13 protein-coding genes are annotated in these 16723 nt (G+C 70.4%); 1 reads left to right on the forward strand and 12 read right to left on the reverse strand.

Going from position 1 to position 16723, the window contains the following annotated elements; translation table 11 throughout:
* Positions 1-140: 140 nt before the first annotated feature.
* From G5C51_RS00530 to G5C51_RS00575, 10 genes are all read right to left on the reverse strand, one after another.
* Positions 141-1520 (reverse strand): aspartate aminotransferase family protein, encoded by a 1380-nt coding sequence (locus tag G5C51_RS00530; RefSeq protein ID WP_165229598.1) that lies wholly within the window; start codon positions 1518-1520, stop codon positions 141-143.
* Positions 1517-3412 carry a 1-deoxy-D-xylulose-5-phosphate synthase gene (gene dxs / locus G5C51_RS00535; RefSeq protein ID WP_165229602.1) on the reverse strand — a complete coding sequence of 632 codons (1896 nt, stop codon included), beginning with the start codon at positions 3410-3412 and terminating at the stop codon, positions 1517-1519. The genes G5C51_RS00530 and dxs overlap by 4 nt, the downstream gene beginning before the upstream one ends.
* A gap of 24 nt (positions 3413-3436) precedes the next feature.
* Positions 3437-4462 (reverse strand): adenosyl-hopene transferase HpnH, encoded by a 1026-nt coding sequence (hpnH, locus tag G5C51_RS00540; protein ID WP_165229605.1) that lies wholly within the window; start codon positions 4460-4462, stop codon positions 3437-3439.
* 6 nt (positions 4463-4468) lie between these two features.
* Complete coding sequence (locus G5C51_RS00545; RefSeq protein ID WP_165229608.1) at positions 4469-5101, reverse strand: phosphorylase family protein; 633 nt, start codon at positions 5099-5101, stop codon at positions 4469-4471.
* Entirely contained in the window at positions 5101-7089 is a 1989-nt protein-coding gene (gene shc, locus G5C51_RS00550; protein WP_165229610.1) for a squalene--hopene cyclase, read from the reverse strand. Before shc ends, G5C51_RS00545 begins: the two co-directional genes overlap by 1 nt.
* 31 nt (positions 7090-7120) lie before the next feature.
* Positions 7121-8224 carry a polyprenyl synthetase family protein gene (locus G5C51_RS00555; RefSeq protein ID WP_165229613.1) on the reverse strand — a complete coding sequence of 368 codons (1104 nt, stop codon included), beginning with the start codon at positions 8222-8224 and terminating at the stop codon, positions 7121-7123.
* Entirely contained in the window at positions 8221-9627 is a 1407-nt protein-coding gene (gene hpnE, locus G5C51_RS00560; RefSeq protein ID WP_165229616.1) for a hydroxysqualene dehydroxylase HpnE, read from the reverse strand. The genes G5C51_RS00555 and hpnE overlap by 4 nt, the downstream gene beginning before the upstream one ends.
* Positions 9628-9769: 142 nt before the next feature.
* Complete coding sequence (hpnD, locus tag G5C51_RS00565; protein ID WP_165229618.1) at positions 9770-10711, reverse strand: presqualene diphosphate synthase HpnD; 942 nt, start codon at positions 10709-10711, stop codon at positions 9770-9772.
* An 8-nt stretch (positions 10712-10719) separates the two neighbouring features.
* Entirely contained in the window at positions 10720-11577 is an 858-nt protein-coding gene (gene hpnC / locus G5C51_RS00570) for a squalene synthase HpnC (protein WP_165229621.1), read from the reverse strand.
* Positions 11578-11996: 419 nt separating this feature from the next.
* A complete protein-coding gene (locus G5C51_RS00575; protein WP_165229624.1) occupies positions 11997-12668 on the reverse strand; it encodes a TetR/AcrR family transcriptional regulator in 672 nt (223 codons plus the stop codon).
* An 84-nt stretch (positions 12669-12752) separates the two neighbouring features.
* Between G5C51_RS00575 and G5C51_RS00580 the strand changes: the two genes are divergently transcribed.
* Entirely contained in the window at positions 12753-14936 is a 2184-nt protein-coding gene (locus tag G5C51_RS00580; RefSeq protein ID WP_165229627.1) for an MMPL family transporter, read from the forward strand.
* Between the two features lie 30 nt (positions 14937-14966).
* Here the strand turns inward: G5C51_RS00580 and G5C51_RS00585 are convergent, their stop codons facing one another.
* Positions 14967-15770, reverse strand: a complete 804-nt coding sequence (locus G5C51_RS00585) for an ABC transporter ATP-binding protein (RefSeq protein WP_165229630.1) — start codon at positions 15768-15770, stop codon at positions 14967-14969.
* Entirely contained in the window at positions 15757-16689 is a 933-nt protein-coding gene (locus tag G5C51_RS00590; RefSeq protein WP_338117964.1) for an ABC transporter permease, read from the reverse strand. Before G5C51_RS00590 ends, G5C51_RS00585 begins: the two co-directional genes overlap by 14 nt.
* Positions 16690-16723 lie beyond the last annotated feature (34 nt).

Genomic DNA, 16723 nt, shown 5'->3' on the forward strand with positions numbered 1-16723 from the left:
GCGGTGGCCCGGCCCCACGGGACCGGGAAATTTTCCGCTCGCGGCATGGCGCCTCCTTCCCCGGAGGCCGCCGAATGCCCACCTCGAGCCTGTGCTCGCACCGGAGGGGCAGTCACGGATTCACTACCCACAGTACGCCTCTAGCGGTTCGCCACCGCCTGCTTGACGAGGGTCTTGCCGAAGTCCCACATCAGCGCCCCGCCGGCGTGCGCGTCGTCCATCACCTGCGTGAAGGCATCTACGAAGCGGTCCACATCCTTCTCCCCCACCACGAGTGGCGGGATGAGCTTGATGACCTCGAGATGGTCGCCGGAGACCTGGGTGAGGATGCGGTGGCGCTGCAGCAGCGGGACGACGACCATCTGGGCGAAGAGCCCCTTCCGCGCCGCCTGCAGCATGGTCCATCTGCTGCGCAGCTTCAGGGACTTCGGCCTGCCGAACTCGATGCCGATCATCAGGCCGCGGCCCCTGACCTCCTTCAGCAGCTCGTACTTCGGGACCAGCGCCTCCAGCCGGCCGCGCAGCAGATCGCCGGTGGCGCGGGCGTTCGCGACCAGTTCCTCGTCCTCCATGACGGAGAGGGTCGCCAACCCCGCAGCCATCGCCTGCGCGTTGGTGGCGAAGCTCGCCGAATGGACCAGGACGCGGTCCATCGACGAGTAGACCTTCTTGAAGATCCAGTCCTTGCCGAGCGTGGCACCGACCGGCACATAACCGCCCGACAGCGCCTTCGCCACGCACACCAGATCCGGCTCCACGCCGTCCTCGTGCTGGTACGCGAAGAAGTCGCCGGTCCGCCCCATCCCGGTCTGCACCTCGTCGGCGATGAGCAGCGCCTTATAGCGGTGCAGCAGCTCCTGCGCGGCCCGCAGGAACCCCGGCGGCGGCTCGAGCACCCCCTTGCCCTGGATCGGCTCCACGATGAAGCCCGCCACATCCCCCTTCCGCAACTCCCGCTCCAGCGCCGCCAGATCCCCCAGCTCGATCGCCGTATCGGGAAGCAGCGGCGCGAAGCCGTCGCGGAAGCCGGACTCGCCGTTGACCGACAGCGAGCCCGTGGTCAGGCCGTGGAAGGCATGGTCGCAATAAAGGACGCGCGGCTTGCCGGTGGCGTACCGCGCGAACTTCAGCGCCGTCTCCACCGCCTCCGTCCCGCTGTTCCCGAAGAACACCCGGTCCAGATGCGGCGTGTACGACAGCAGCTTCTCGGCGAGCAGGCCCGGCAGCGGCTGGCAGTCGAAGCGGGTCAGATCCGCCAGGCCCGCGTCCAGCACGTCGTGCAGCGCCTTGCGCACCACCGGGTGGTGGCGGCCGATGCCCATCACCCCGAAGCCGGCGAGCATGTCGAGGTAGTCGTTGCCTTCTTCGTCGAAGAAGTACGCCCCCTCGGCCCGCTCGTAGACCTTGTCGAAGCCGATGGTGTGCAGCATGCGCGGCAGCTGGTGGTTCAGATGCCGCGCATGCAGCTCGTACCGCTCCTTGCCGCGGGCGGCGAGCAGCTCGCCGAGGTCGAAGCTCATCTGCCGTCCTTCTCCTTACGGGCCTCGGCAGCGGCCAGCGCGCCCCCGATCGAGCCCGCGATCTCCGCCGGGGTCAGCCCGAGCTCGGCCAGCACCTCGCCGCGCTTGCCGTGCGGGATGAATTGCTGCGGCAGGCCGTAGCAGCGCACCGGCAGATCCACCTCCGCGTCCCGCAGCGCCCGCTCGACGGCCGAACCGACGCCGCTGGTGCGGGAGTTGTCCTCCACCACCGCGACCATCAGGTGCCGGTCCGCCAGCGGCGCCAGCTGCTCGTCGACCGGCTTCACCCAGCGCGGGTCGACCACCGTACAGCCGATCCCGCGCCCGGCCAGCAGCTCGGCCACCTGCACGCAGGTCTCCCCCATCGTTCCTACGGCGACCAGCAGCACGTCCTCCGTATCGCCGCGGGCGAGGACATCCATGCCGCCGATCCGGTCCACGGCCGGCACCGGATCGCCGACCGAACCGCGGGCAAAGCGCACCACCGTCGGCGCGTCATCGACCTCGACGGCCTCCCGCAGCTGCAGCCGCAGCTGCTCGGCGTCGCGCGGCGCGGCGATCCGCAGCCCCGGCACCACCTGCAGGATCGACATGTCCCACATGCCGTGGTGCGAGGCCCCGTCGGGACCGGTGATCCCGGCCCGGTCCAGGACGAACGTCACCCCGCACTTGTGCAGCGCCACATCCATCAGCACCTGATCGAAGGCGCGGTTCAGGAACGTCGCGTAGATCGCCACCACCGGATGCAGCCCGCCCGTGGCAAGTCCCGCCGCCGACACCGCCGCATGCTGCTCCGCGATGCCGACGTCCCAGACCCGGCCCGGGTAGGCCTTCGCGAACGGGGCGAGGCCGACCGGCTGCAGCATCGCCGCCGTGATGGCCACGATGTCGTCGCGCTCGGCCCCCAGCCGCACCATCTCCTCGCTGAAGACGGAGGTCCACGACGGCGGCCCGGGCTTGGCCACCGGCTCGCAGGTGAGCGGGTCCATCTGGCCGACCGTGTGGAAGCGGTCGGCCTCGTCCTCCAGCGCCGGCTGATAGCCGCGCCCCTTCTCGGTCAGGCAGTGCACCAGGACCGGCCCGTGGAAGCGCTTCGCCCGGCTCAGCGCCGACTCGACCGCCGCCGTGTCGTGCCCGTCGATCGGGCCTACGTACTTCAGGCCCAGGTCCTCGAACATCCCCTGCGGCGCGAAGGCGTCCTTGAAGCCCTTCTTCGCGCCGTGCAGCGACTCGTAGAGCGGCTGCCCGATCACCGGGGTGTCCTGCAGAACGCGCTTCCCCCAGGCGAGGAAGCGCTCGTATCCGTCCGTGGTCCGCAGCGTCGCCAGGTGGTTGGCAAGGCCGCCTATCGTCGGCGCGTAGGACCGCTCGTTGTCGTTGACGACGATGATGAGCGGACGGTCCTTGGCCGCCGCGATGTTGTTCAGCGCCTCCCACGCCATGCCGCCGGTCAGCGCCCCGTCGCCGATCACCGCGACGACGTGGTCGCCGCTCCCCCGTACCTCATTCGCCTTCGCCAGCCCGTCCGCCCAGCCCAGCACGGTCGACGCGTGGCTGTTCTCGATGACGTCGTGGACGGACTCCTCCCGCGACGGGTAGCCGGACAGGCCGCCCTTGCCGCGCAGCTTGGAGAAGTCCTGCCGGCCGGTCAGCAGCTTGTGCACGTACGACTGATGGCCGGTGTCCCACAGAATGCGGTCGGCCGGCGAGTCGAAGACCCGGTGCAGGGCGATGGTCAGCTCCACCACGCCCAGGTTCGGGCCCAGATGGCCGCCGGTGCGGGCCACCGCGTGAATCAGGAACTGGCGGATCTCCTCCGCCAGTTCGTCCAGGTGCTCCTCCGGCAGCGCCTTCAGATCCTGCGGTCCGCGGAGGTTCTCGAGCAAGGTCATGTCCCGCCCCCTTTTCTCACGCCGTCAGTTCCGGTTCCCGGCGACACTCTCCTTCGCCGCCCGCAGGGACTCCTTGAGCGAACCCATGGTGGCCAGCACTGCCGTCGGCTCGTAGCCGCAGTGCGCCATGCAGTTGGCGCAGCGCGGGTCCTTGCCGCGGCCGTACTTGTCCCAGTCGGTGTCCTCGATGAGTTCCTTGTACGTGGTGACGTAACCGTCGCTCATCAGATAGCAGGGCCGCTGCCAGCCGAAGAGCGAGTAGTTCGGGATCGCCCAGGCGGTGCACGGGAAGTCCACCTTGCCCTCGAGGAAGTCGAGGAAGAGGGGCGAGTGGTTCAGCCGCCAGCGGCGCCGGTTGCCGCCCGCGAAGGCCTTCTTGAACAGCTCGCGGGTCTGCTCGACGCCCAGGAAGTGCTCCTGGTCGGGCGCCTTTTCGTAGGCGTAGGCGGGCGAGAGCATCATCTCGTCGACCTTCAGGTCGTCGTTGAGGTAGTTGAGCACCTCGATGATGGTCTGCGGGGTGTCGGTGTTGAAGAAGGTGGAGTTGGTCGTCACCCGGAAGCCGCGCTTCTTGGCCTCCTTGATGGCCTCGACCGCCTCGTCGAAGACGCCTTCCTTGGCCACCGACTCGTCATGGCGCTCGCGCATGCCGTCGATGTGCACGGCGAAGGCGAAGTACGGGGACGGGGTGAACTTGTCCATCTTCTTGCGCAGCAGCATGGCGTTGGTGCAGAGGAAGACGTACTTCTTCCTCGCCACCAGCTGGCGCACGATCTCGTCGATCTTCGGGTGCATCAGCGGCTCGCCGCCGGCGATGGACACCATCGGCGCCCCCGACTCCAGCACCGCGCCGACGGCTTGCTGCACCGGCATGCGCTGCTTGAGCACCCCCGCCGGGTGCTGGATCTTGCCGCAGCCCTCACACGCGAGGTTGCAGGCGTAGAGCGGCTCCAGCTCAACGATCAGCGGGAACTTCTCGTTCCTGCGGATGACCTTCTGCTCGAAGAGATAGCTCGCGACCTTGATGGACTGGCGCAGCGGCATGGCCATCTGGGCTCACCTCCTGGGGAGCGGCGGCAACGTACGGTGCCATTCGTAAAAGGCGGGAAGGACAGAGCTGAGCACGCGGCAAGCCGTTATGCCGCCCCGGACCGTCCCGATTCGGATGAGTTCATGCTCGGGCGCGTCGACGATCACCCGGACGGCGGCCACGGGGCGCGGGCCCGCTTTGCGGGCGGTGCGCAGCGTGGCAGCGGACTCCATGTCGGTCGCGGCGGCGCCGGCGGCCCGCAGCCGGGCCCGCTCGGCGCCGCGTACGACATGGTCGGAGCCGGTGAGCAGCCCCGTATGGACGGTTGCGCCGAGGAGTTCGAGCGCCTCGGCGAGCGGTTGGTTCCCGGTGGCTTCGACGCGGCCATGCGCGTCCTCGGTGGCCTCGGCGACGAAGACGTCCCCTGGCCGCATGCCGGGTACGAGCCCGGCGCAGAAGCCGGTGGCGATCACCGGCGAATCGGTGAAGGTGTCCTGGGCGAGCTGCTCGGCGACCGCCTTCTCGGCCGCCTTCGGCCCCATGCCCGTACGCACCAGCGCGACCGGCCCGGCCGCGCCTTCGCGCAGGCCGGCGCGGAGCGCGCGGCGCTCGATGCCCAGCGCGCAGGCGATCAGCAGGGGCACAGGGCCGTTCGGCATTAAGCGCCTGCCTCCTCGCCGGCCTCCCCGGCGCTCCCCACATACCGTCCGAGGGCGGTGAGCGGGAACACCTGGCGATACAGGTGGTAGTTGATGGAGAAGTCCCAGGGGAAGCCGGTACCCGTGAAGTACGGCTCGTCCCAGGACCCGTCCTCGTTCTGGGTACGGGCGAGGAACTCGATGCCGCGCTCGGTGGCCTTCGACTCCCGCTCCCCCGCCGCGAGCAGCGCCAGCAGCGCCCACGCGGTCTGCGAGGCGGTGGACTCGCCGCGGCCGCTCCACTCCTTGACGTACTTGTAGGAGCGCAGGTCCTCGCCCCAGCCGCCGTCGTCGTTCTGGACCGACTCCAGCCAGCTCACCGCCCGGCGGATCGCCGGGTGCGAGGTGGGCAGCCCGGCCTCGACGAGGGCGGGGACGACGGACCCGGTGCCGTAGACGTAGTTGACGCCCCAGCGGCCGAACCAGGCGCCGGACGGCTCCTGTTCGGCGAGCAGCCAGGCGATGCCGCGGCGGGCGTGCGGGTCGTTGGCCAGCCCCTCGCGCGCCAGCATCTCCACGACGTGGGCGGTGACGTCCGCGGACGGCGGGTCGATGACCTCGCCGAAGTCGCAGAACGGCAGCTTGGTCGGCAGCACCGAGGTGTTGTCGGCGTCGAAGGCGCCCCACGCCCCGTTCTTGGACTGCATCCCGGCGGTCCAGCGGACCGCCTTCTCCACGGCGGCGTCGACCCGCGCCGGGTCCGGGTGCTCGACCCGGCGCAGCGCCAGGATCACTTCGGCGGTGTCGTCCGTATCCGGATACGTGTCGTTCTCGAACTCGAACGCCCAGCCGCCGGAGGCGAGCTGCGGCCGCCGCACCGCCCAGTCGCCGCCGGGCTTGGTGACCTGCTCGTCGAGCATCCAGTCGGCGGCCCTGAGGAGCGCCTCGTGGTCGGCGGGCAGGCCGGCGTCGGCGAGCGCGATGGTGGCGAGGCAGGTGTCCCAGACCGGGGACTGACACGCCTCGATCATGCGGGTGTCCTCGTCGGGCCAGATCGCGAAGTCGTCCAGCGCCTGCAGCCCCGCCTTGATCACGGGGTGGTTGAGGTCGTAGCCGAGGAGGTGCAGCGCGATGATCGAATAGACGGCCGGGGGCTGGATGCCACCGAAGCAGCCGTCGTTCTCCTGCCGTTCGACGATCCAGGCCGCGGCCTTCTTCAGCGCGGATTTACGGAGCGGGCGGAAGGCCACCTTGTGGTACTTGTGCAGCGCCTTGTCGAGGCGCTGGAAGAAGCCGTCCCACGTGTTGACCGGGGCCGGCTCCTGCGGCGGGTTGGGGTGCGCGGCGTCGGTGTGCAGCTCGTCGATGGGGAAGGGGCCCTGCCGCACCGGGCGCTTCGCCGAGACGACGGTGAGCGGCACGATGGTCTGCCGGGCCCAGCTGCCGAACTGGTAGATGTTCAGCGGGAACCACGGCGGCAGATACATGACCTCCGGCGGCAGCTCGGGCAGGTCGTCCCACTTCCACCAGCCGAAGAGCGCCAGCCAGATGCGGGTGAAGACCCGGCTCTTCGCGATGCCGCCCTGCTCCCGTACCCACTGGGCGGCGGAGGCCATGTGCGGCGCGTCCGGGTCGTCGCCGGCCAGCTTCAGCGCGACGTAGGCCTCGATGGTGGTGGACAGGTCACCCGGGCCGCCGTGGAAGGTGTTCCAGGTGCCGTCCTCGAGCTGCTGGGAGCGGATCCAGCGGGCGGCCGCGGCCAGCGTGCGGTCGTCGCCGATGCCCAGGAACTGGCGGAGCAGCAGGTCCTCGGCGTCCATGGTGACGTTGGTCTCCAGGTCGCCCTTCCACCAGCCCGCCGCGTCCTGGCGGGAGAGGAGGTGGCCGACGGCGCGCTCTCTGGCCGCATCGGCGGCCGTTAAGACAGCCGGGGCGTCCTTGGCGGCGGCGGTGGCCTTGAGGGCCTCGGCGCGGGCTGGTCCGTTGCTTCCCTGTGTCGTGGCGGTCAATTTCACTCCCTACGCTTGACAAGGTGGTCCGTCAGCGCCGGCGTACGACGACGAAGTCGGCGAGGGCGGTGAGCTGTTCGCGGATGCTGTCGGGCATGTCCACTCCCTCGAGGGCGGCGAGCGCGGTGGCGTGCTGCCGCTTCGCCTCCTCGGAGGTCCATTCGCGGCCTCCGGCCTGTTCGATCAACGCGGCCCTGGTCGCGAATTCTTCCTCGTCGAAGGTCAAGCCTTCCTCTTCTTTTCCTACGCTCTTGGCATCGGCGGCGAGCAGCTCCGCAAGCTTCTCCGAAGCGGGCCCGCCGGCCTGCAGCGCCGCGCACACCGGCAGCGACTTCTTGCGCTGCCTGAGGTCGCTCCAGGCCTGCTTGCCGGTCTCGGCCGGCTCGCCCCAGATGCCGAGGAGGTCGTCCACGGCCTGGAAGGCGAGGCCGAGGTGGTGGCCGTAACGCTCCAGGGCGTCGGCGGTCTTGTCGTCGGCGCCGCCGAGGACGGCGCCGATGGAGACGGCGCAGGCGAGCAGCGCGCCGGTCTTGTTGCCCTCCATCTCCAGGCATTCGTCGACCGAGACCCGCTCGCGGTCCTCGAAGGACATGTCCTGCGCCTGCCCGTCGATGAGCTTGCGGGTGGCGACGGCGAGCCGCCGGGTGGCCCGCCCGGCCTCGACGGTGCCGAGCTCCAGCAGGACTTCATTGGCGAGGGCGAAGAGCGCGTCGCCGACGAGGATGGCCTGGGCCGGGCCGTGCACCTTCCAGACCGTGTCGCGGTGCCGGCGCTGCTCGTCGCCGTCCATCAGGTCGTCGTGCAGCAGCGAGAAGTTGTGCACCAGCTCGACCGCGACCGCGCCCGGCACGCCCTTCTCCGGCGGCGCCCCCGCGGCCTCGGCGGAGATCAGCGCGAGGGCGGGCCGGACAGCCTTGCCTCCGTCGCCGGCCGCCGGGTTGCCGGCCGCGTCGATCCAGCCGAAGTGGTAGGCGGCGACGGTGTCCATGGGCGGCGCGAGGCGGTCCACGACCTCGCGCAGCAGCGGGGTGGAGAGCTCCCGGCCGCGCTCCAGCAGGGCGAGTACATCCACCTTGCTCGCTGAGTTCGACTCCAGACTGGTCACGCTCTCTCCTTGATATCCGGTGCTGCTCATGCCGCCTCGAGCGTGGCGGGCAGTCCTGCGGTGCTGTATGTACGGCCGAGCCCGGTAAGGGTGGCGTGGGCGGCTTTGATGCCGCTGAGCACGGCACTTTCCATGGTCGCGGGCCACCCGGTGGCGGTCCACGCGCCCGCCAGCGCGAGACCCGCCGCGTTGGTACGGGCCTGAGGGCGCAGCGCGCGGACGCCGGGCGTGGGCGCGAAAGTCGCGGTGCGCTCGCGAGTGACGAAGAAGTCCCGCACCTCGGCGCCGCGGGCGGCCGGCAGCAGCCGCTCCAGCTCCGGCAGATAGCGCTCGCGCAGCTCGCCGACGGGCCGGTCGATGTCGTCGTGGACGGCGGACTGGGAGACGGCGAGATACTGCCCGCCACCGCTGAGCCCGCTGGTGTCCGTACGGTCGAAGACCCACTGCACCGGCGTGCCGAGGGCGGCGAAGAACGGCTGCTTGAGCACCTTGCGGTCGTAGATGACGTGGAGGTTGAGGATCGGGGAGGTGCCGATCTTCAGCAGCGCCTCCTTGTCGTCGAGGGCGCCGTCGGGCAGCAGCCCGTGCGCCTCCTTCTGCGGCACGGCGAGCACGACGGCGTCCGCGTCGATGCGCTCGTCCGCGCCGGGTCCGGTGCCGGCGGTGACGCTCCAGCCGCCCTTCTCGAGCTCTTCCAACGAGCCGACGCGGGCGCGCAGTTCGGTCCGTACGCCCGCCTCCTCCAGCTCCTTGCGGGCGAGGGTGTCGTGCAGCTCGCCGAGCGGGACCTGGGCGATGCCGATGTCGGCGGCGCCGCGGTCGGTGAGCAGGCCGGTCTTGAAGACCATGGCGGCCAGGCCGAGCGAGGACTGCCCGGCGGTGGCGTTGAGCGTGGCGACGCCGACCAGGTCCCAGAGCGCCTGGACGGCCCGGTCGGACTGGCCGTGCCGGTTCAGCCAGGTGGCGAAGTCCTCGTCGTCCAGCGCCGGGTCGGCGAGGTCGAGGCCCTTGAGGGCGAGCGCGGCGCGGCCGACGCCGGCCCGCTCGGCGAGCGAGAGATGCGGATAGCGCAGCAGGCTGGCGGCCAGGTGCAGCGGCACCGGCAGATTGCCGCGCTGCAGCCGGCCCAGCTTCCGCGTCTGCGCATGCAGCACGGGTACGTCGAGCCGGTCCTGCAGCGGCGCCAGATGGCGCCCCTTCACCCGGTCGAGGAACCACTGGTAGGCGGCGCAGCAGCGCAGATACACATGCTGGCCGTTGTCGACGGTGAGCGGCCCGGCGGCCGAGTCGCGGGAGAAGGAGAACGCCAGTCCGCCCAGGCGCGGCCGCGCCTCCAGCAGCGTGACCCGCACGCCGGCGTCGGCGAGGGTCAGTGCCGCGGTGGTCCCGGCGAGCCCGCCGCCGACGACCACCGCGGTGGGTGCCTCGGTCATGAGCCCCCCTTGGTCATCACGGCGAGAGAGGCGGACGGTACGGCGGAGGGTTGCCCGCCGCTTGGGGCGATATCGGCGGAGATAAGGGCGATAACGGTGGCAGCACGACCAATCCCTGGCCCGCCGGGGGCGTCGTCACACATCACATCCGCCTCCGGGCGACCTGCCGGGCGTCCAGACCGCTCAGTCCGCGCACCGCGACGTAGGCCTTCTCCCGGCCCGGCAGCGACACCCGGCCGCGCAGCACGGCCTCGGGGTCGTCGGCGATCCGGTCCAGCAGCCGGCGGTAGATCCCGGCCATGGCGGCGACGCAGGCGCCGCTGCGCCGGTCCAGCATCGGCAGCAGCCGGAACCCCTCGGCGAACAGGGCGCGGGCGCGCCGCACTTCGAAGTGCACGAGCCCGGCGAAGTCCGCGCCCGGCGGCGGTGTGGCCGAGCCGAATCCGGCCGAGCAGCCGAACTTGGCGAGGTCCTCGGCGGGCAGGTAGGTGCGCCCGTTCTCGGCGTCCTCGCGCACGTCGCGCAGGATGTTCGTCAGCTGCAGGGCGAGGCCGAGCGTATCGGCGTACTCCGGGGCGCGATCGGCGCCGCGCGCGCCGGGCACGGTGCCGAAGACGCCGAGCGACAGCCGCCCGATGGCTCCGGCGACGCACCGGCAGTACGCCTTGAGGTCGTCCCAGGTCTCGTATTCCTCGCCGCGGACGTCGCTCAGCACCCCGTCGATGAGCTCGTCGAGCCCGCCGAGCGGGATGGGGAACTGCCGTGCGGCATGCGCGAGCGCGACGGCGACCGGGTCGGTGTCGTCCTCGTCGATCTCGCCGTCCCGGATCTGCCGCAGCAGCAGCCGGGTGTCCTCGAGCCGGGCCAGCTTGGCGTCGTCGGGCAGCGGCCCGTCGCCGATGTCGTCGACCCGGCGGGAGAAGGCGTAGAGGGCGGACATCGCATAGCGCTTGGGCGTGGGCAGCAGCCGGATGCCGTAGGCGAAGTTACGGGCCTGGGTGCCGGTGATGGCCTCGCAATAGCCGTACGCGGCGAGGACCTGCCCGGATGCGTACGGGGCGTGTGTGCGGGCTGCTCCTGACATGATGCGCCTCACCCTTTCCGTCGCAGAGTGGCGCCCACCTCGCGCAACAGCAGCGGCTTGGTGGGCTTGGGAGGGCCGGGGAGGGTGTCGTATTCCGCTGCCGCGATCGCCTTGAGTGCCGCGCGCCCCCCGGCCACGAAGCCCGCGAGCAGCAGTCTCAGCCGGCCGCTGACGCTGCCCACGAGCGGGGCGCCCTCGTCCAGCAGGCGTGCGGCGCGCTCGGCCTCGAAGGCGATGAGCGCGCGCACCGGGTCGTCGGCGGTCGGCATCGACAGGTCGCGCTCGCTGACGCCGAAGCGCTTCATGTCCTCGGACGGGAGGTAGATCCGGTCGCGGGTGAAGTCCTCGGTGATGTCCTGCAGGTGCTCCACGATCTGCAGCGCGGTGCAGATGGCGTCGGAGTGCCGGACGCGCTCGGGGGAGGTCACCCCGGCGAGCTCGAGGACCATGCGGCCGACCGGGTTGGCGGACAGCTCGCAGTAGCCGAGCAGGTCGTCGTACGTCTCGTAGCGCCGGACGATCTGGTCCTGGCGATTGGCCTCGATCAGCCCGAGGAAGGGCGCGCGGCTCATCGCATGGCGCCGCACGGTGGGCTGCAGGTTCTTGAGCAGCGGGTGTCTGGGGGTGGAGTCGAAGACCCGGTGGGTGTCGTCCTCGAAGGCCTTCAGCAGCCCGAGCCGGTCGCCCTCCCAGTGCGGCCCGAGGCCGAGGAGCCGGGCGTCGGCGCCGCCGGGCGCCAGGTCGCCGTCGCCGATGTCGTCGACGAGGCGGGCGTAGCCGTAGACGGCCATCAGGTCGGCGCGCCAGGCGCGTGGCAGGAAGAAGGGCGCCACCGGGAAATTCTCGGTGGCGGCCTGGTCGAGCACGGCGCTCTGCCCGTCTGCTGGGCGTTTGCGCCTTTCCCCCGTCACTCTGGCGGAGACGGCGTTTCGCACCCTTTGGTTGCCGCCGCTCACCGCTTACTGCCCGAGCGCGCCCTCGGAACGGATGCGGAGGGGGCACCTCGACGCGGGGTGTCTCGAGTTGCCAATGCCGTCACGCCTCCCGTTCTACACCGATCCCTCAGACCAATCTATTTCGGACACGCCGCACAGGGGCATACACCCGCTGAGCTGCGCAGCTACCGATCGGCAGGGCCGATTTCACCCGGCAAGCCACTGATCGGCACGGAGCACAGCGTACGCCGTACATCCGACATACGTGAGACAGGGTGTACAGCTTGTTGCGACAACAGATCACCGTCGCCGAAACTTCCCGTTACGCCCGGGACTTGACCGATCTTTGACTACGACCTGACCGGCTCGCGGGTCAGCCCGGCGACCACGGTCCCGATCGTGCGGTCGATCACGGCGTCCCGCACCGGCTCCGGAAGCCGGGACAGCGGCCCGTCCAGGATGAGCATCACCAGCCCGTGCACCGCCGACCAGGCGGCGAACTCCGCGCCCTCGCGCACGCCCGGCCGCATCACGCCGGCCGCCTCCATGCCGTCCAGCGTCTCCACGAGCATGTCGAAGGACCGGTACTCCTCCCCGTGCTCCGCCGCGTCCGGCTGCCCCTCGTCCCACGGATGGTCGGACACGTGCGGCACCCGGCAGAACGCCGCCCGGTACAGCCCCGGCTCGGCCAGCGCGAAGCGCACGTAACCGCGGCCGATCTGCCACAGCCGGTCCCGCGCGGCCTGCTGCTTGTCGCCGCCGCCGGGCGCCGCCTCGACGCCGCGCTGCATGGAATCCGCGAGCTCGCGCTGGCCGCGCACCTTCACCGCCTGCAGCAGGTCGGCCTGGTTCGCGAAGTGCCGGTACGCGGCCGTCGCCGACACCCCGACCCGGCGCGCGGCCTCGCGCAGCACGACCGCCTCGGGGCCGTCGCCGCGCGCGAGCTCGGTCGCGGCCTCCACCAGCGCGTTGCGGAGATCCCCGTGGTGATAGGCCGACCGGCCGCCCTTGCTCGCACTCATGGTCGACATCATGCCCGATGTTGACAGCATTAACATCCCCTGCGACAGTCCATGTTGACATCGTTAACTTCCCCGGGGGGAAACATGCTCCTGCGCATCGCCAATCTGGCCGTACGACGGGCGAAGCTCCTCACCGCCCTGTCGGTGGTCGCCGTCGTCGCGATGGCCGCCATCGGCTTCGGCGCCTTCGGCAAGCTCGCCTCCGGCGGCTTCGACGATCCCGGCGCCCCGTCCAGCAAGGCCGCCGACCTCATCGAGGAGCGCTTCGGCGGTGATACGAACCTGGTCCTGCTCGTCCGCTCGGCGGACGGCGGCCCGGACTCCCCCGCCGCGAAGGCCCGCGGCGAGGCGATCACCACCGGGCTCAAGGACGAGGCGACGGTCGGCGGCGTCATGTCGTACTGGGACCGCGGCGGCGACGCGCTGCTCTCCCGCGACGGCACCCAGGCCCTCGTCCTCGCCCACATCAAGGGCGGCGACAAGGTGGAGGACGACCGCGCCAAAGAGCTCATCGACGAATACGGCGGCGAGCGCGACGGCGTGACGGTCGAGGCCGGCGGCACGACAGCCGTCAGCAACGACATCTCGTCCCAGGTCGGCAAGGACCTCGCCATCGCCGAGATGATCGCCGTGCCGATCACCCTCATCCTGCTGGTGCTCGCCTTCGGCAGCCTGATCGCGGCCCTGCTGCCGCTGGTCATCGGCCTGATCGCGATCCTCGGCACCTTCGCCGAGCTCTATCTCCTCGGCAGCGTCACGGACGTCTCGGTCTTCTCCGTCAACCTCACCACCGCCCTCGGCCTCGGCCTCGGCATCGACTACGGCCTGCTCCTGGTCAGCCGCTTCCGCGAACAGCTCGCGCACGGCGACGACATCCCGGAGGCGATCCGCAGGACCGTCACCACCGCGGGCCGCACCATCGCCTTCTCCTCGGCGACGATCATCGCGGCGCTCTCTGCCCTGCTGCTCTTCCCGATGTTCTTCCTGCGCTCGTTCGCGTACGCGGGCATCGGCGTCGTCGCCATCGCCGCGATCAGCTCGCTCATCGTCGTACCGGCGCTGCTGGTGCTCCTCGGCCACCGGGTCAACAAGGGCCGGCTGCCCGGCGCCCGGGCCGTCCGCCGCCCGGACTCGGCCTTCTGGGGCCGGCTCGCGGCCACGGTCATGCGCCGCCCGGCGCTCACCGCGCTGCCGGTGCTCGCGGTGCTGCTGGTGGCGGCGAGCCCGCTGCTGGGCGTCACCTTCGGCACGCCGGACGAGCGGGTGCTGCCGGAGAGCGCGGAGAGCCGGCAGGTGGCGACGGCGATGCGAGCCGACTTCGCGGCGAACGACAACGCCTCCATCCAGGTGGTCTCCACCGCGGGCGTGCCCAAGGGCGAGCTCGCCCCGTACGCCGAGAAGTTGTCCCGCCTCCCCGGCGTGGTCCAGGTGAACGCGAGCAGCGGCACCTACCGCGACGGCACGGCGCAGCCCGCCGGCCCCGGCGCCGCGGCGCTCGGCCGCCCGGACGCCCAGCGCCTCACCGTCGTGCACGACCTCTCGCCGCGCTCGGGCCGGGCGCAGGACCTGGTGACGGCGGTACGGGACGTGCCCGCGCCGGGATCGGTCCTGGTGGGCGGCAATGACGCGCGGCTCGTCGACTCCAAGGACTCGATCGGCAGCCGGCTGCCGATGGCCATCATCTGGGTGTCGCTGACGACCTTCGTGCTGCTGTTCCTCTTCACGGGCAGCGTGGTGCAGCCGCTGCGGGCCCTGCTGCTGAACGCGGTCAGCCTCACCGCGGCCATGGGCGTCATGGTGTGGATCTTCCAGGACGGCAACCTCAGCGGCCTGCTCGGCTTCACCGCGCAGCCGATGGACACCGCGATGACGGTGCTGATGTTCTGCATTGTCTTCGGCCTGTCGATGGACTACGAGGTCTTCCTGACCAGCCGCATCAAGGAGCTGCACGATGCGGGCGCGGAGCCCGCTGAGGCGGTGACGAAGGGGCTGTCCAGGACCGGCCGGATCGTGACGATGGCGGCAGGGCTGCTGGCGGTGAGCTTCTTCGCCTTCGGCACCAGCAGCGTCAGCTTCATGCAGATGTTCGGCCTGGGCAGCGGGCTGGCGATCCTGATCGACGCGGTGGCGGTACGAGGTGTCCTCGTACCGGCGGCGATGCGGGTCCTCGGGCGGACGGCCTGGTACGCCCCCGCCTGGCTCCGCCGCGTCCACGGCAGGGTCGGCGTAAGCGAATCGGAGGAGCCAAAGGCTCCCGTCAACGCCTGACGCCGACCGCTCGACCGGGAAGGGGACGGGCTACTTGCCCGTCTCCTTCTCGTACGCCTTCAGGACCTCGTCCGTAGGCCCGTCCATCACCAGCTCGCCCTTCTCCAGCCACAGCACCCGGTCGCAGGTGTCCCTGATCGACTTGTTGTTGTGGCTGACCAGGAAGACCGTCCCGGCTTCCTTGCGGAGCTCGCGGATACGGGCCTCCGAGCGCTTCTGGAACTTCTTGTCACCCGTGGCGAGGGCCTCGTCGATCATCAGCACGTCGTGGTCCTTGGCCGCGGCGATGGAGAACCGCAGCCGGGCCGCCATACCGGACGAGTACGTCCGCATCGGAAGGGTGATGAAGTCACCCTTCTCGTTGATCCCGGAGAAGTCCACGATGCCCTGATAGCGCTCGCGCACCTGCTCCTTGGACATCCCCATCGCGAGACCGCCGAGGATCACGTTCCGCTCACCGGTGAGGTCGTTCATCAGCGCGGCGTTCACGCCGAGGAGCGAGGGCTGGCCGTCGGTGTAGACCTTGCCCTTCTCCGGGGGGAGCAACCCGGCCACCGCCTTGAGCAGCGTGGACTTGCCGGAGCCATTGGTGCCGATGAGGCCGATGGCCTCGCCGCGGTACGCCGTGAAGGAGACGCCGCGCACGGCGTGCACCTCGCGCATCCGCGGGGACGGCTGGCGCTTGATGATCCGGTTCAGGGCGGCGGTGGCGCTGCCGCGGCCGCCGCCTCCGAAGACCCGGTAGACGATGTGCAGGTCGTCGCAGATGACCGTCGGGATCTTCTCGCCCGCCGGCTTGCTGTCCTCGATCGCTCCCTGCTCAGCCACGGCCATACCGCTCCTCAGCCTTCCAGAAGTACACGAAGCCCAGCACGCCGAAGAGCAGGGCCCAGCCCAGCGCCAGCCACCAGGCGTGCGGTGCGATGTCGTGGATCGAGTAGTCGCCGATCAGCGAGAAGCGCATGAGGTCCATGTAGACCGACACCGGGTTGGCCTGCAGCACATCGGCCACCCAGGTCGGGGCGCTGGTGTTCTTGGTCAGCATGGCGTGCAGCGGGAACATCACGCCGGACGCGTACATCAGGGTGCGCAGCACGAACGGCATCAGCTGGGCCAGGTCGGGCGTCTTGCTGCCCATCCGCGCGAACATCATCGCAAGGCCGATGTTGAACACGAACTGCAGGGCCAGCGCCGGAAGGACCAGGAACCAGCGCCACGTCGGCCACTCCTGGAACCCAAGCAGGATGACCAGCAGCACGATCATGGAGAACAGCAGCTGCTGCAGCTGCTGCAGCGAGAAGGAGATCGGCAGCGAGGCGCGCGGGAAGTGCAGCGCCCGCACCAGGCCGAGATTCCCGGTGATCGAGCGCACGCCGGTCATCACGGACTGCTGCGTGAACGTGAAGATGAAGACCCCGATCACGAGGAACGGGACGTAGTTGTGCTTGCCGCCGGGGACGCCGTCGCGGGCACCCAGAATGATCCCGAAGATCATGAAGTAGACAGCGGCATTGAGCAGCGGCGTCGCCACCTGCCACAGCTGCCCCAGCTTCGCCTGGCTGTACTGCGCCGTCAGCTTGGCCTGGGAAAAGGCCAGGATGAAATGCCGTCGGTCCCACAGCTGCCGCACATAACCCGGCAGCGTCGGCCGGGCACCGCTCTGCGTCAGCCCGTATTTGGCCGCCAGCTGTGCAGGGGGGAGCTCACCGTCGGACGAATGGCCCGGCGGGGCACCGGTAGCCGTATCGCTCACTGTCTCGCGTCTTCCCGTTCTCGTGCGTGCGTAT

This window comes from Streptomyces coryli (assembly GCF_011044975.1).
Lineage (GTDB): Bacteria > Actinomycetota > Actinomycetes > Streptomycetales > Streptomycetaceae > Streptomyces > Streptomyces coryli.

Excerpts from the sequence above, each read along its gene's own strand:
- hpnE (WP_165229616.1), bottom strand. The coding sequence starts at position 9,627 with ATGACCGAGGCACCCACCGCGGTGGTCGTCGGCGGCGGGCTCGCCGGG.
- hpnD (WP_165229618.1), bottom strand. The coding sequence starts at position 10,711 with ATGTCAGGAGCAGCCCGCACACACGCCCCGTACGCATCCGGGCAGGTC.
- G5C51_RS00575 (WP_165229624.1), bottom strand. The coding sequence starts at position 12,668 with ATGAGTGCGAGCAAGGGCGGCCGGTCGGCCTATCACCACGGGGATCTC.
- G5C51_RS00555 (WP_165229613.1), bottom strand. The coding sequence starts at position 8,224 with ATGAGCAGCACCGGATATCAAGGAGAGAGCGTGACCAGTCTGGAGTCG.
- G5C51_RS00530 (WP_165229598.1), bottom strand. The coding sequence starts at position 1,520 with ATGAGCTTCGACCTCGGCGAGCTGCTCGCCGCCCGCGGCAAGGAGCGG.
- hpnH (WP_165229605.1), bottom strand. The coding sequence starts at position 4,462 with ATGGCCATGCCGCTGCGCCAGTCCATCAAGGTCGCGAGCTATCTCTTC.
- G5C51_RS00585 (WP_165229630.1), bottom strand. The coding sequence starts at position 15,770 with ATGGCCGTGGCTGAGCAGGGAGCGATCGAGGACAGCAAGCCGGCGGGC.
- G5C51_RS00545 (WP_165229608.1), bottom strand. The coding sequence starts at position 5,101 with ATGCCGAACGGCCCTGTGCCCCTGCTGATCGCCTGCGCGCTGGGCATC.
- dxs (WP_165229602.1), bottom strand. The coding sequence starts at position 3,412 with ATGACCTTGCTCGAGAACCTCCGCGGACCGCAGGATCTGAAGGCGCTG.
- G5C51_RS00580 (WP_165229627.1), top strand. The coding sequence starts at position 12,753 with ATGCTCCTGCGCATCGCCAATCTGGCCGTACGACGGGCGAAGCTCCTC.